The organism is Sporosarcina koreensis (assembly GCF_000826145.2).
Lineage (GTDB): Bacteria > Bacillota > Bacilli > Bacillales_A > Planococcaceae > Sporosarcina > Sporosarcina trichiuri.
Genome location: NZ_LN651337.1, coordinates 633328 through 648345 on the forward strand (window position 1 = coordinate 633328; position 15018 = coordinate 648345).

At 56.0% G+C, this 15018-nt stretch carries 14 protein-coding genes; 1 reads left to right on the forward strand and 13 read right to left on the reverse strand.

The genetic code is table 11. The features are described 5' to 3' along the window. Positions 1-52: 52 nt before the first annotated feature. Genes rnz through mce form a run of 6 tightly spaced genes read right to left on the reverse strand, consistent with a single transcriptional unit; the run spans position 53 to position 5854 of the window. Positions 53-1006 carry a ribonuclease Z gene (gene rnz / locus BN1190_RS08825; protein WP_040286556.1) on the reverse strand — a complete coding sequence of 318 codons (954 nt, stop codon included), beginning with the start codon at positions 1004-1006 and terminating at the stop codon, positions 53-55. A 20-nt stretch (positions 1007-1026) separates the two neighbouring features. Then, positions 1027-2211 (reverse strand): DNA polymerase IV, encoded by a 1185-nt coding sequence (locus BN1190_RS08830; RefSeq protein ID WP_040286557.1) that lies wholly within the window; start codon positions 2209-2211, stop codon positions 1027-1029. Between the two features lie 53 nt (positions 2212-2264). Next, entirely contained in the window at positions 2265-2741 is a 477-nt protein-coding gene (locus BN1190_RS08835; RefSeq protein ID WP_040286558.1) for a chemotaxis protein CheW, read from the reverse strand. Position 2742: 1 nt separating this feature from the next. Then, positions 2743-3879: a M20/M25/M40 family metallo-hydrolase gene (locus BN1190_RS08840; RefSeq protein ID WP_040286559.1), complete on the reverse strand. Its 1137-nt coding sequence runs from the start codon at positions 3877-3879 to the stop codon at positions 2743-2745. Positions 3880-3891: 12 nt separating this feature from the next. Continuing rightward, entirely contained in the window at positions 3892-5439 is a 1548-nt protein-coding gene (locus tag BN1190_RS08845; RefSeq protein WP_040286560.1) for an acyl-CoA carboxylase subunit beta, read from the reverse strand. Between the two features lies 1 nt (position 5440). Next, entirely contained in the window at positions 5441-5854 is a 414-nt protein-coding gene (mce, locus tag BN1190_RS08850) for a methylmalonyl-CoA epimerase (protein ID WP_040286561.1), read from the reverse strand. A 109-nt stretch (positions 5855-5963) separates the two neighbouring features. Between mce and prli42 the strand changes: the two genes are divergently transcribed. Then, positions 5964-6059, forward strand: a complete 96-nt coding sequence (gene prli42 / locus BN1190_RS15040; protein ID WP_179860767.1) for a stressosome-associated protein Prli42 — start codon at positions 5964-5966, stop codon at positions 6057-6059. Positions 6060-6115: 56 nt separating this feature from the next. Here prli42 and BN1190_RS08855 read toward each other — a convergent pair whose 3' ends face one another. From BN1190_RS08855 to BN1190_RS08885, 7 genes are all read right to left on the reverse strand, one after another. Then, positions 6116-6556 (reverse strand): BrxA/BrxB family bacilliredoxin, encoded by a 441-nt coding sequence (locus BN1190_RS08855; RefSeq protein WP_040286562.1) that lies wholly within the window; start codon positions 6554-6556, stop codon positions 6116-6118. A 73-nt stretch (positions 6557-6629) separates the two neighbouring features. After that, positions 6630-7742 (reverse strand): methylmalonyl Co-A mutase-associated GTPase MeaB, encoded by a 1113-nt coding sequence (gene meaB, locus BN1190_RS08860; protein ID WP_040286563.1) that lies wholly within the window; start codon positions 7740-7742, stop codon positions 6630-6632. Further along, complete coding sequence (gene scpA / locus BN1190_RS08865) at positions 7739-9898, reverse strand: methylmalonyl-CoA mutase (RefSeq protein ID WP_040286564.1); 2160 nt, start codon at positions 9896-9898, stop codon at positions 7739-7741. The genes meaB and scpA overlap by 4 nt, the downstream gene beginning before the upstream one ends. After that, positions 9885-11564, reverse strand: a complete 1680-nt coding sequence (locus BN1190_RS08870; protein WP_052461773.1) for a methylmalonyl-CoA mutase family protein — start codon at positions 11562-11564, stop codon at positions 9885-9887. Before BN1190_RS08870 ends, scpA begins: the two co-directional genes overlap by 14 nt. Positions 11565-11681: 117 nt before the next feature. Continuing rightward, positions 11682-12998, reverse strand: a complete 1317-nt coding sequence (locus BN1190_RS08875) for a dihydrolipoamide acetyltransferase family protein (protein WP_040286565.1) — start codon at positions 12996-12998, stop codon at positions 11682-11684. Positions 12999-13019: 21 nt separating this feature from the next. Next, a complete protein-coding gene (locus BN1190_RS08880) occupies positions 13020-14003 on the reverse strand; it encodes an alpha-ketoacid dehydrogenase subunit beta (protein ID WP_040286566.1) in 984 nt (327 codons plus the stop codon). Continuing rightward, on the reverse strand, positions 14003-15010 hold the full coding sequence (locus BN1190_RS08885; RefSeq protein ID WP_040286567.1) for a thiamine pyrophosphate-dependent dehydrogenase E1 component subunit alpha: 1008 nt from the start codon (positions 15008-15010) through the stop codon (positions 14003-14005). Before BN1190_RS08885 ends, BN1190_RS08880 begins: the two co-directional genes overlap by 1 nt. Between the last annotated feature and the right edge of the window lie 8 nt (positions 15011-15018).

Below are 15018 nucleotides of genomic sequence, written 5' to 3' on the forward strand. Positions count from 1 at the left end.
GCTTGGACGGATACTGAGATATCCATCCAAGCGCTTTCCTATACGGCATGCTTTACCTTCTGAATGAGCTTTCGACGACTTCCCCGCCCTGCAGTGTATATTGCGAGAAATCCTCCGCCACGAATACATTCGGGAAGACGGCCTGCCCTTCCCGCCTGAACGCCTCCATATCGGAGGGCAGGAACCGGGAACTGATATGAGTGGCGATCAGCGCCTTCGCTCCGGCTTCCTTCGCAACCGCAGCAGCCTGCTGGATCGTCGAATGCCCGAAGTCTTCTGCAAGCTGTCCCGTCTCTGCGTCGAACGTTGCTTCATGCACGACAATATCTGCATTCTCCGATAGGACCCGGGACGCCTCGCAAACACATGTATCGCCGAGTATCGTCACAATGAACCCCTTCTTCGGTTCCCCGAGCACACTGGCACTGGTCACCACGGTGCCGTCTTCCAGTGTAATATCATTGCCGAGTTTCAGCTGCTGAAGAAGAGGTCCTTTGGGCACACCGGCTGCTGTCGCTTCGTCGATGAGCAGCTTGCCGGCGAGCGGCTTCTGTTCCACCCGGAAGCCGAAGCTTGGGATCACATGCGCGAGCAGCCGGGCGGTCACTTTGTATTCATCATCTTCATACAGGATTCCTTCTTCGGTGATCTCATGGATTCTCAATTGATAAGCGAGATGAGTCCTCGTCAGGCGGAGTGTCGTATCCACCCACTCCCTGATACCGGGCGGCCCATAGAGATCCAGCGGCTCGTTCCCGCCGAGGAACGAGCGGGAACCGATGAATCCCGGGATCCCGAACAAATGGTCCCCGTGCAGATGGGTGACAAACAGTTTATTCACTTTCCGCGGTTTCAGCGTCGTATGCAGCATCTGATGCTGGGTCGCTTCCCCGCAGTCGAACATCCAGTACCCGCGCTCCTCTGCAGAAAGATTCAGCACGATCGATGTCGTATTGCGCAGTTTTGACGGCATGCCTGCCCCTGTCCCTAAAAATTGGACTTCCATTTCGATCTGCTCCTTTCAATTTACTGATGGCCTTTCCGGACAGCCCCTTCGCCGAATTGATCGTTCATGCGCACGACCAGCTTCTCCATGGCCACTTCTTTTTCGTGACGTTCGTAGTTATCGAACGACAGCTGCTCGTACAATTCCTCACGGGGGATGACATTTCCAACAGTGATGCCGAGCAGACGGATCGGCTCTCCGTCCCAATGCTGCTTGAACAGACTTGCCGCTTCCTTGTAAATATCATCCTTCCGGTAGATCGGATTAAGCAGCGTCCGGCTCCGCGACTGATTGCGCCAGGAGGCTGTCCGGATCTGTATCGACAGCAGCGGGCCTGCCAGGCCGCGTCTGGCCAGCCGTTCCTCGACCCGTTCCGCCAGCCCCTCCAGCACACGCAGGCAGGCAGGGAGCTCTGTTTCGTCGACAGGCAGCGTGGTGGAGCTGCCGACGCTTTTCCGTTCTTCCGCCGCCTCCGGATCCACCGGACGGCTGTCAAATCCGTTTGCACGCTCCTTCAGACGCAGTCCGCGCTTGCCGAGCACCTGTTTGACGAGTAAGTCCTCAGCGCAGGCAAGATCCCCAATAGTGAGAATCTTGCTGTCCTCCAGCTTCTGGGCGCTGCTCTTGCCGATGCCATGCATATCGATGACCGGCAGCGGCCACAGCAGTTCCGGCAATTCCCGTTTGCGCAATATTGTGATGCCCATCGGTTTTTTCATATCAGATGCCGTCTTGGCAAGGAACTTATTCGGGGCGATTCCGATTGAACAGGGCAGGTCGAGTTCCCGGAGGATACGGTCCTGCATATCCTTTGCCAGCCCGATCGCATTCGTCAGCCCGCCGATTGCCGTGATATCAATATAGGCTTCATCGATGGAAACCGGCTCTACGAGATCGGTATATGTCCGGAGAATGCCGAAAACCGCCTGTGATGCCTGCCTGTACTTCTCACCATCCGGCGGAACGAGGACCAGTTCCGGGCACAGACGCTTCGCTTCCCCGACAGTCATCGTCGTATATACACCTTTCGCACGAGCTTCATAGGAACACGTGACAAGGATGCCCCTCCTCGCTTTCGGGTTGCCGGCGACCGCCATGGCAAGACCTTTCAGGTCCGGGTTGTGGGCCTGTTCGACGGAGGCAAAGAAACAGTTCATATCCAGATGCAAAATGACTCTCGGTGTCTTCTGTCCATTGTCCGCCATACGGGCGCCTCCTTTACGAAAAGGCCAGGCAGCAAGCCGCCCGGCCGTGTTAATCACTTTACGTCGGCTTCCCGGGAATGGACATAGTCTGCAATATCCTGCATTCCGGAAAGTGTTTCGGTCAATACTCGAGGATCGATCACCGTGATGATCCGATCTTCCAGATTGGCTACCGATGAGAAATACGGTGTCCGTGAATAGGCCATCAGCCCCTGTGTCGTCAGCCGGTCTGCCGGGATATCGAGGATTTCCTTCGCTTCCAATACGAGCAGCCCGTAAAAGAAGTCCCCAGTCTGGACGACGACGACCTTCGCATCCGGCTCATCCTTTGCAGACGTATTGTATAGGATCTGCTGGAAATCGAGGATCGGCACAAGCTCTCCCCTGATTCTCATGAGACCGAGCAAGTAGTCCGGCAGATGGGGGATCGGATTGATCTTCTCCAGCTCTTCGATGGATACCGTCTTTTCGACAGGAAGCGCATACTCTTCGTTCCCGCACCGGACGACAATCGCTTTGAAATCTTCCATATTACTGTTCCTTCTTCCCTTTGTTCACGACTGTCCGGACAATTTCAAGCAGCAGATCAGCCAGCTTGTTGAGCTCTTCGACCGGCATCCGTTCTTCTTTTGTGTGGATCTTTTCGTAGCCGACGGACAGTGTGACCGTCGGGAACCCATGTCCATTGAAAATGTTACCGTCGCTTCCCCCGCCGCTCGTCAGCAGTTCAGGCTGCCGGCCGATTGCCCGGATCGCTTCCGATGCGACCTGCACGACCTCGTCCTGTTCGCTGAACCGGAAGCCCGGTGAGTTCAGTTTGACATCGGTCTCCGCAGAGCCGCCCATCTCTTCGGCAGTCTCCTTGAAGGCGCTGACCATATGGTCGGTCTGTTCCTGCAGTTTCGCACGGTCGATCGAGCGCGCTTCCGACAGGATATGGACTTCGTCGCAGACGATATTGGTCGCCTGGCCGCCTGTGAACTGGCCGATATTCGCAGTCGTCTCGGAGTCAAGTCTGCCGAGTTTCATTTTCGCGACGGATTTCGCAGCAATCGTGATCGCTGAAATCCCTTTTTCCGGCTCGACACCTGCATGTGCTGTACGGCCATGGATCACCGTCTTCAGTTTTGCATTGTACGGTGCTGCTGTGACAATGCCGCCGACTTTCCCGTCGCTGTCGACCGCATAGCCGTACTTCGCATGCATCAGGTCACGGTCGATCTCCCGGGCTCCGACAAGGCCGCTTTCTTCGCCTGCCGTTATGACAAACTGGATATCCCCGTGCGCTTCCCCGCTCTCTTTCAATGTCCGCATCATTTCGAACAAGGCGGCAAGCCCTGCTTTGTCATCCGCACCGAGAATCGTCTCGCCTGCCGAGTACACATATCCGTCGTCTTTCAGTACAGGTTCGATACCTGTCCCCGGTGTGACGGTGTCCATATGGGAAGTGAAGTAGATGGGATCCGACTCAGGGATGGATCCTTTCATCGTGGCGATCAGGTTGCCCGCCCCGTGGCCTGTGCGTTCTTTCGACGAATCTTCGACCACTTCGAATCCGAGGTCTTCCAGTTTCTTTTTCAGCACTGCTGAAATCGCTTCCTCGTGCCCGCTTTCCGAATCAATCTTCACCAGTTCAAAAAACTCATCCAGCATACGTTGGTAATTCATCGAATCGCTCCTTTATAGTGGCATATTTCCATGTTTCTTTTTCGGACGCTGTTCCTCTTTGGTCCGCATCATGTCAAGCGCCTGCACGAGTTTGATGCGCGTCTCGCGCGGGTCGATCACATCGTCGACCATCCCTTTCGCGGCAGCTGCATACGGATTCGAGAACTTTTCCCGGTATTCCGCGATTTTTGCCGCGCGCGTCGCTTCCGGATCCCCGCTTGCTGATATTTCACGGGCAAAGATGATGTTGGCGGCCCCTTCCGCCCCCATGACGGCAATCTCCGCGTTCGGCCACGCAAACACGAGGTCTGCGCCGATTGCTTTGGAGTTGAGTGCTACATAGGCTCCCCCGAATGCTTTCCGTAAGATCACCGTGATTTTCGGTACTGTCGCTTCCGAGTAGGAATACAGGATTTTCGCTCCGTGGCGGATGATTCCGCCGTGTTCCTGTTTGACACCCGGGAAGAAGCCTGTCACGTCCTCGAACGTGATGATCGGAATGTTGAAGGAATCGCATGTGCGGATGAACCGTGAGATTTTATCCGACGAATCGATATCGAGACCGCCCGCCATCACTTTCGGCTGGTTGCAGACAAACCCGACGGACTCGCCTTTGATGCGGGCGAAGCCGACGACTGCATTGCGGGCGAATTCCTTCTGGACTTCCATGAAGGACCCAGCGTCTGCAATCTGCTCGATCACTTTCCTGACATCGTACGGGCGGATTGTTTCATACGGCACGACATCGGCCAGATCCGGCCGGTAATCATCGCCGCCGCCTGTTTCTGCAACAGGGGTCCTTTCCTTATTGTTCTGCGGCAGGTACGTCAGCAGGCGCCGAACGTCTTCCAGCACTTCCTGTTCGGATGCCCCCCGGAAGTGGGCGTTGCCGCTGATACTGTTATGGACTTCCGCACCGCCCAGGTCTTCTGATGTGATCTTTTCGCCTGTCACGGTTTCAATGACTTTGGGGCCGGTGATGAACATCTGGCTCGTCTCATCGGTCATGAAGACAAAATCAGTGATGGCGGGAGAATAGACTGCCCCTCCGGCACATGGTCCGAGAATGACGGAAATCTGCGGAATCACACCGGAGTAGATGGAATTCCGGTAGAAGATTTCCCCATAGCCATCCAGTGACACAACGCCTTCCTGGATCCGGGCGCCGCCTGAATCATTCAGCCCGATGAAAGGTGCTCCGTTCTTGGCGGCCAAGTCCATGACATTGGCGATTTTCATGGCATGCATCTCCCCGAGCGCCCCGCCGAACACGGTGAAGTCCTGGGAAAACAGATAGATCGGCCGGCCATGGACTTTCGCATAGCCTGTCACGACACCATCACCCGGTCCTTCCAGTTTGTCCATGCCAAAATCCTGTGTCCGGTGTGCGACGAACGGGTTCAGCTCGACAAACGTCCCTTCGTCGACAAGCAGATCGATTCGTTCGCGGGCAGTCAGCTTCCCTTTTTCGTGCTGCCTGGCAATCCGTTCGTCCCCTCCGCCAAGTTCGATTTTCCGTTTCCTGTCGTACAACTCATTGATCTTTTCATAGATATCCATCTTACTCATCCCCCAGTCTGCGTTTCGAGCATAATTCAAACAGGACGCCGAACGATGACTTCGGATGCAGGAAAGCGACCTCTGCGCCGCCTGCACCCTCTTTCGGCTCCTCCTGGAGGAGCCGCACACCATGCGATCGCAACTCTTCCATGCGTCCGCGGATATCCCGGACACCGAATGCGATGTGATGCACCCCTTCACCGCGTGTCTCGATGAATTTAGCGACAGGGCCATCTGTTCCGATCGGCTCGAGCAGTTCCAGTTTGATGTTGCCGGCATCCAGGAACGCAACGGTCACCTGCTGCTCGGGAACCGTTTCAGTGCCGAGCAGTTCCAGGCCCAGTGTATGTATGTAATACGAAAGCGAATCGTCCATGTTTTTCACGGCAATCCCGATGTGATCCACCTTTTCCAAAGTCCCACCCCTATTCTGATGTATATGAATAAAAAGACAGACTGCCTGTTGAGAATTCCGCTGATTCTGTTAGAATGGAGATATCAAACCAATTAAGGGGTTATCGCTCATGAGCAACAAGAAAGTCCAGAAAGTAATCGTCTATGTCATGATCGCAACTATGGTGATCTCCACTGTCGTCATAGGTATCAGCACCCTGTTCTGATCACGCTCGAATATGCAGGCCGGCATCAGTAATCTGATGCCGGCCTGTTTGTTCAATCAGAGTTCGTCGCAGTACTTATCGAACTGTTCCTGCAGATTCATGACGACGGACATCGGATCGTGCCCCTCGATTTCGTGACGGCCTACTTCAGCGACCATCTCCCCATCTTTCATGAGCGCGAAGGACGGCGAGGAAGGCAGATGATACTCACCGAAATGCATCCGTGCCTGTGCAGTCGCTTCCTTATCCTGACCGGCAAAGACCGTGACAAGGTGATCCGGCCGCTTATCGTAGTGGATGGCATGCAGCGCTGCGGGACGGGCGATTCCGCCTGCACAGCCGCATACGGAGTTCACCATCACAAGCGTCGTGCCGGGGCGCGTGAACGCCGTTTCCACCTCTTCAGCCGTCTTCAGCTGCTCATAGCCGCCCGCTTCCATTTCACTGCGTGCCTGGCCGGTTATATCGTCCATATAGAAATTGAAATCCATAGTCATAACAGTTGTCCTCCTCCTTGCAAGATATCTCTATCATACCAGTTTACGGGGCTGATGAAAACCGTTCAGCCGCTCAGCTGTTTTCCTCGGGGGCACCCTCATCCTCACTGAATACCCGCTTCACCGCTCCGGCTACGGTCAGCTCGTCTGCAAGAACTCTCGCTTCGAGCGCAGCAACAAGTTCCTTCCTGCCCGGTGTCTCGTAGAACGAATGGATCAGCTGGTCTTCGATCATGGAATGGAACCAGCTCCGTGTCTGTTCCTGACGCCGCTGGGTCCAGTAACCTGCGGACTGCATCTGGTCCCTGAATGATTCGATCATCGCCCAGGTTTCCGCAAGTCCTGTTTTCTCGATGGAAGAAACGGCAAGCGCCTGTGTAGTCCAGCCGGGGGTGGCAGGCTGCAGGAAGTGTGCGAGCTGCCGGTAATCCCGTACGGTCTTTTTGGCCAGCCGTTCATTGCCGCCGTCGGCTTTGTGGACAAGGACTCCATCCACCAGCTCCATGATTCCTTTTTTCATCCCCTGCAGCTCGTCTCCCGCACCGGTGAGCGCCAGCATCAGGAAGAAATCCGTCATTTCCCTGACGGCTGTTTCCGATTGCCCGACGCCCACGGTCTCCACTAAGATGACATCATAGCCGGCAGCTTCACACAGCAGCATCGTCTCCCGTGTCTTCCTGTGGACGCCGCCGAGGGTTCCAGCGGACGGTGACGGGCGGATGAATGCCTTCGGCTCGCGTGCAAGCAGCTCCATCCGTGTCTTATCACCAAGAATACTGCCACCCGAAACGGTGGAACTCGGATCGACGGCAAGAACCGCGACACGGTGACCGGCCTCCGTCAGCATCAGTCCGAACGCTTCGATGAATGTACTTTTGCCGACTCCCGGGACTCCGGTGATGCCGACCCGCACACTGCGCCCGGTTTTCGGCAGGAGGCTCAGCAGCAGCTCCTGGCCAGCCGGCCGGTCTTTGGCAGCGGTGCTTTCTAGCAGAGTGATCCCCTTAGCGAGGCTCAGCCGGTCGCCTGAAGAAATGCCTGCAGTCAGCGCACCGATATCGAGCGGACCAGAGCTTTTCCTGAACACCTTGCGTCCCGTCCGGCGCATGCCGTCATGGGAGGAGGTGACACCCTCAGCTATATTGAGTGCCGTTTCCTTACCCCGGACATTGTCCTGGCTGCTCACTCCATCACTTCCTCGTAACCGAGCTGGCGGTAGATCTCTTCAATCACCTTTTGAGCTGCAACAGGGATGACCGTCCCGGGACCGAAAATTGCGGCCGCTCCGTTCTCACGCAGGAATTCATAGTCCTGAGCGGGAATCACACCGCCGACGATGACCAATATGTCCGGTCTGCCAATCTTGGCGAGTTCACTGCGCAGTGCGGGTACGAGGGTTTTATGGCCTGCCGCAAGGGAACTGACACCGATGACATGTACATCGTTCTCGGCCGCCTGCAAGGCTGTTTCTTCAGGCGTCTGGAACAGCGGGCCGATGTCCACATCGAATCCAAGATCGGCAAATGAGGAGGCGATGACTTTCGCACCGCGGTCATGGCCGTCCTGCCCCATTTTCGCGACGAGTATGCGCGGACGGCGCCCCTCGTTTTCAAGGAATTCATCTGTCATCAGTTTGACTTCATCAATCTCTTCGGAATTGGAGAAGTTTTGGCTGTAGATGCCGCTTACGGACCGGATGACCGCTTTGTGACGTCCCGAAACCGCTTCAATGGCATCGGAGATTTCTCCGATGGTCGCCCTGGCGCGAGCTGCATCGACAGCGAGTGCCAGAAGATTGGCTGACCCATCGGCAGCCGCTGAGCTCAGGCGGTCCAGCGCCGTTTTGACGGCCTGCCCGTCCCGGTTCTCCTTGACCCTGCCGAGACGCTCGATCTGCTTCTGCCGGACGAGCGTGTTATCGATATCGAGGATGTCGATCGGTTCCTCCTCATCCAGCCGGTATTGGTTAACTCCAACGATCGTCTCGCTTTTCGAGTCGATTTTCGCCTGTCTTTTTGCTGCGGCTTCTTCGATCTTCATCTTCGGCAGGCCGGTCTCGATCGCTTTCGCCATTCCGCCGAGGTCTTCGATCTCTTCGATAAGTGTCCATGCTCTGTCCACGAGTTCCGCCGTAAGCGATTCGACGTAATAGGACCCTCCCCACGGATCGATCGTTTTGGTCATCAGTGTCTCTTCTTGCAGGAACAACTGCGTGTTGCGTGCAATCCGGGCAGAGAAATCTGTCGGCAGGGCGATCGCTTCATCGAGCGCATTCGTGTGGAGCGACTGCGTATGCCCCATGGCCGCAGCATTCGCTTCGATCAGCGTCCGGGCGACATTGTTGAACGGATCCTGTTCCGTGAGGCTCCATCCCGAGGTCTGAGAATGTGTTCGGAGGGCAAGGGACTTCGGATTTTTCGGATCGAACGTTTTCATCATTTTCGCCCAAATGATACGGGCTGCCCGCATCTTTGCGATTTCCATGAAATAGTTCATGCCCACTGCCCAGAAGAACGACAGTCTCGGTGCGAACGAATCGATATCGATACCTGCCTGCAGCCCGGTCCGCACGTATTCCAGGCCGTCCGCGAGTGTGTAGGCCAGTTCGATATCCGCTGTGGCACCCGCCTCCTGCATATGATAGCCGGAGATGGAGATCGAATTGAATTTCGGCATATTTTTGGATGTGTACTCGAATATGTCTGCAATGATTTTCATGGACATTTCGGGAGGGAATATATAGGTGTTCCTCACCATGTATTCTTTGAGGATATCATTCTGTATTGTGCCGGCGAGCTGTTCGGGCGTTACCCCCTGTTCTTCCGCTGCAACGATATAGAAGGCCATGATCGGCAGGACGGCACCATTCATAGTCATGGAGACAGACATCTGGTCGAGCGGGATGCCGTCGAACAGGATTTTCATATCCTCGACGGAGTCGATGGCGACACCAGCTTTCCCGACATCGCCGGTCACCCGCGGGTGGTCCGAGTCGTATCCTCTGTGTGTCGCGAGGTCGAACGCCACGGACAGCCCTTTCTGGCCCATCGCAAGATTGCGGCGGTAGAACGCATTGCTTTCTTCAGCCGTCGAAAATCCTGCATATTGCCGGACCGTCCACGGACGGGATACATACATCGTCGGGTACGGGCCGCGTGTGTTCGGGGCGATCCCCGGAAAGCCGTCCAAATGCCCGGCGTCCTTCATGTCCTCAGCAGTATACATGGGACGGACGGGGATCCCTTCATTGGTCATGAATGGACTGTCTGATGCTTGCCCCCTCTGCTGTCCCCCGTTCAGCACTCCTGTAAGATTGACTTGGCTGAAATCAGGCTTTTTCATCTGTGATCCCTCCCTTGCTGAGACTGATGATCTCTGTGAGTTTCATAACCTTATCCTGTCCTGCATGGATGAAACCGTTCAGCCCGGATCTGAGCCACTGCTCAGCTAGTGCCGGAGCTGCCTTACCGGCTGCATCGAGACGGATGCTGTCCGCCACTCTGGCAAGCACATCGGCGGTAACTGACTCCAATGTCGCGGGATCGGCACAAAGAATAGCATAATCGGGTGTTTCACTGTTCAGCCAGGCAGCAGCATCCGAGCCGCTGCTGCACGGCGGCGCCATTCGTGCCGTCAACCCTGCAACCGCAAGGAAGCCGGCTGCGAAATCAGTGCGGGGTTTGTAGTCTGCGAGCTTTCCGAACGGAATGAGGACGATGTCGAGTCTGCATCCTTTCGCCCTCTCCCTCAGACGCTCGAACGGATAGGCTGGCCGGTCTTCCGCGCTGATCGCAGTCAGCGACAGCTGTTCTGCACCCTCCGGATCGGCGTATACATTCGTTCCGATCAGCCGCAGCTCACCTGCAGCCGCCTTCGTTTTCCGTTCGTCCGCGAGCTCTTCAAGCCTGCCTGAGGCAAGGAACCCTTCGGTGCCCCCTGCCTCCTGCATATCGAGGAAGCGCTGCCATGCGCGCCGGATCAGTTCGTCCGTCAGCTGTTCGATGAAATATGAACCTCCTGAAGGGTCTGCGGTCTTTCCGGCGTGCGTCTCTTCACGGAGGATGAGCTGCATGCTGCGCGCATAGCGCTGCGACTGCGGCGTGTCACCGGTCAATGCATTGTATGGTGTCACCATCAGCCAGTCGGCACCGCCGAGCACGGCGGAAAACGCACTGTTGGCCGCTCTCAGCAGGTTGACATGAGGGTCGATCTTGGAGAATGACCTCATGGAGGTGATGCCGCAGACTGGGATGGTTATATCATCATCCGCTCCATAGGCACTGCTGAACAATGACCAGAGCGACCGGAATGCACGGAACTTGGCGATTTCCATGAAGAACTGCGTGTCTGCGGCAAATCGGAAGAACACGCTGTTCGCGAACTGTTCGAAGTCCTCTGATTTCTCGGCACGTTCTGCAGCCGCTGCCAGAGCGTATGCCAGTTCAGTCACACTGTCGGCGCCTTTCATATGGATCGGTTCGAGATCGATCCCTTCCGTCCGGACGTTCGGATATCCTGCAGGCATGCGGAAATTACCTGCGCACAGAAGCCCGGACACCGATTTCCGGTCCGTTTCCTGCACTTTCCCGAACACTTTCAGGATCTCGTCCTCTTCTTCAATGTGGAACCAGGCGATCGGCGACTCTGTCAGCAGTTCTGCAAGCTGCTCCAGCGACGTGTCGTCCCATTCGATCTTCTGCTGTCTTCCGTCCAGGCAGATCGCTTCATTGCCTTTCTCCAGCCCTTCCCTTACACCAGTGAGCCATTCCTGCCCTGTCTGGCCTCCTGCGCCCTGCGCAATCACCCAGCTGCCGTTATCCGGCCGCACCGGCAGCCGGGCAGGCCGTTCCATATACAGCGGTTTGAGGCGGATCCCTTCCATCGTCTCCGTCTCCAGCGTCTCCACCTTCCTGCCCTTCAGTGACGTTTCCGCTGCGGCTCTCCATTCTTCTGCTGTCGGCCGGCTGAACTCCTGCTGTTTCATCGTATGTATGTCGGACTTGCCCATCATTGTCCCTCCTCGGCTTTTCATGAGTACTGATGAATCCAGTGTACATCATGCTGCACCTGATTGAAAAGAAACCCCCGCGTCCAGTTCATCTTGGCCGGGGGGGTGCATGCTTTTTCAGTAAACGGATGTGTTATCCGGGGAAACAGATTCAAGGATCTCTTTGACGCGTGCCAGGAAGTTTCCGGCGACGAGTCCATCGAGCACCCGGTGGTCGAGCGACAGACACAGGTTGACAATATCACGCACTGCGATCATACCGTTATCCATGACGACCGGGCGTTTGACGATCGATTCCACCTGCAGGATCGCTGCCTGAGGATGGTTGATGATGCCCATCGACTGGACCGAACCGAACGATCCGGTGTTGTTGACAGTGAATGTGCCGCCCTGCATTTCAGCGGACGTCAGTTTTCCGGACCGCACTTTTCCTGCAAGTTCTGAGATTTCGCGGCCGATGCCTTTGATGGTCTTCTCGTCAGCCTGTTTGATGACCGGCACGAACAGCGCATCTTCCGTCGCGACAGCGATCGAGATGTTGACGTCCTTTTTCTGGACGATCTTATCGCCGGCCCACATGGAATTCATCATCGGGAATTCTTTGAGCGCCTGGGATACCGCTTTGACGAAGAATGCGAAGTATGTCAGGTTGAAGCCTTCTTTTTTCTTGAAGTCGGCTTTCAGCGAGTCACGGTACTGCACCAGCTGAGTCACATCGACTTCGACCATCGTCCATGCATGCGGAGCTTCGTGCACGGATTTCAGCATATTGTTTGCGATCGCCCGGCGGACACCGGTTACCGGGATTTCGACATCTCCCGGAGCCGTCGGTACGTTCGCAGTGCCGCTGGCGGCCGGTGCTTTTGCAGCCTGCTGTGCAGGGGCGGATGGAGCCGGTTCTGGCTGTGACGCTGACGATTCTTCTGTTTTCGGCTGCGGTTTTTCACCGCTGTCGATGATGGCCTGGATATCTTTGCGTGTGATCCGCCCGTCACGCCCCGAACCGTCTACGAGCGACAGATCGATATCGTGCTCCTGTGAAAGACGGAGGACGGCCGGTGAATAGCGTCCGGATGCCGAGCCTTTCTCCTTTTTCAAAGGCGTCGACGGCTTCTGTGAACCCGCAGCCGGCATTTCGCTGGCCGGTTCTTCTGCTGCCGGCACTGCTGCCGGTTCATCCGCCTGGGCACCGCCTTCGGTTTCGATCGTACAGACCACTTCACCGACAGCGACCGTCTGTCCTTCTTCGGTGATGATTTCCTTGATGATGCCGCTGAAGGAAGATGGCACTTCCGCTGTCACTTTGTCAGTGTTCACTTCCGCAAGCGAGTCATATTTCTCTACATGGTCTCCTGGTTTCACAAGCCATTTCTCGATAGTCCCCTCGGTGACACTTTCACCGAGCTGGGGCATTTTGATCGATTCGATTGCCACTGGAATTCCCTCCGTCCGTTTTTAAAATTCAGCGAGATCGCGTGCTGCTTTTTCGACTTTATCCGGATTGACCATGAAGAACTTCTCCATTGTCGGCGCATAGGGCATCGCCGGGACATCCGGGCCGGCAAGCCGCTGGATCGGCGCGTCGAGATCGAACAGGCAGTTCTCGGAGATGATGGCAGCCACTTCGCTCATGATGCTGCCCTCTTTGTTGTCTTCTGTGACGAGAAGGACTTTCCCTGTTTTCTTCGCTGCTTCGATGATCGCGTCCCTGTCGAGCGGATAGATCGTCCGCAAGTCGAGGATGTGCGCTGAAATTCCGTCTTCTGCAAGCCGTTCAGCAGCCTGCAGCGCAAAGTGGACGCAGAGTCCGTATGTGATGATTGTAATGTCTTCGCCTTCACGCTTGACGTCCGCCTTGCCGATTTCAAGAACATATTCCTCTTCAGGCACTTCTCCTTTGATGAGGCGGTACGCCCGCTTATGCTCGAAGAACAGGACAGGATCCTCGTCGCGGATTGCCGCTTTCAGCAATCCTTTTGCATCATATGGAGTCGACGGAATGACGATTTTAAGTCCCGGTGTGCCGGCAAACATGGATTCCACTGACTGCGAGTGATAAAGCGCGCCGTGGACACCGCCGCCGAAAGGTGCACGGACGACAAGCGGACACGACCAATCATTATTGGACCGGTAGCGGATCTTGGCTGCTTCGGAGACAATCTGATTGACCGCAGGCATGATGAAGTCCGCAAACTGCATCTCTGCGATCGGCCGCATTCCGTACATGGCAGCACCGATCGCTACGCCGGCAATCGCCGATTCGGCCAGCGGCGTATCAAGAGCGCGGTATTCACCATATTTGTCATACAGCCCGGTCGTTGCTTTGAATACGCCGCCTTTGCGGCCGACATCTTCACCCATGACGAAAACGTTCTCGTCACGTTCCATCTCTTCTGCCATGGCGCTGGTAATTGCGTCGATATATGAAATGACCGCCATCAGTCGTTCCCTCCTTGTTCCGCATAGACATGACGGAGCGCATACTCAGGCTCCGCATACGGCGCCTGTTCCGCATAGTCTGTCGCTTCGTTCACTTCTTTCATGATACGCGTCTCGATCTCATCCCGGCTTTCGTCTGTTAGGACTCCTGTCTCTTTCAGGTACGCCTCGAATTTCGGCAGCGGATCAAGTCTGCGTTCCGTCTCCAGTTCTTCAGCATCACGATACAGCCGGTGGTCGTCATCGGACGAGTGGGCTGTGAGACGGTAGCAGACAGCTTCGACAAGGCTCGGACCGTCTCCGCGCCGCGCACGGTCGGCTGCTTCCTTCATGACTTTGTAGACCTCGAGCGGATCTGTGCCGTCCACCGTGACGCCCGGCATGCCATAGCCCGCTGCACGGTCGGATACATGCTCACAGGCGATCTGCTTCTCAAGCGGCACGGAAATCGCATACTTGTTGTTTTCGACCATGATGACTGTCGGCAGCTTATGCACGCCTGCAAAGTTCATGCCTTCATGGAAGTCCCCCTGGTTGGAAGAACCTTCGCCGAGTGTCGAGAATGTAATGAAATCTTCGCCTTTTATCTTCGCGGCAAGCGCGACCCCTACAGCATGGGGCAGCTGTGTCGTAACAGGGGAGGAGCCGGTCAGTATACGGTTTTTGTGCTGCCCGAAGTGTCCGGGCATCTGCCGGCCGCCTGAATTCGGATCTTCCGCCTTGGCGAACGCCGACAGCATAAGATCTTTCGGCGTCATGCCGAAATGGAGAACGACGCCCATATCACGATAATACGGCGCAATCCAGTCCTTGTCTTTGTCGAGCGCGAACGCTGCGCCGATCTGCGCCGCTTCCTGGCCCTGGCAGCTGATGACGAACGGGACTTTCCCTGCCCGGTTCAGCAGCCACATCCGTTCGTCGATCTTTCTCGCCATCAGCATAGTTTCATACATCTTGAGCACATCATCATTTGTGAGACCGAGCTCTTCGTGCCGGTTCGTTGCCATGGTGTTTC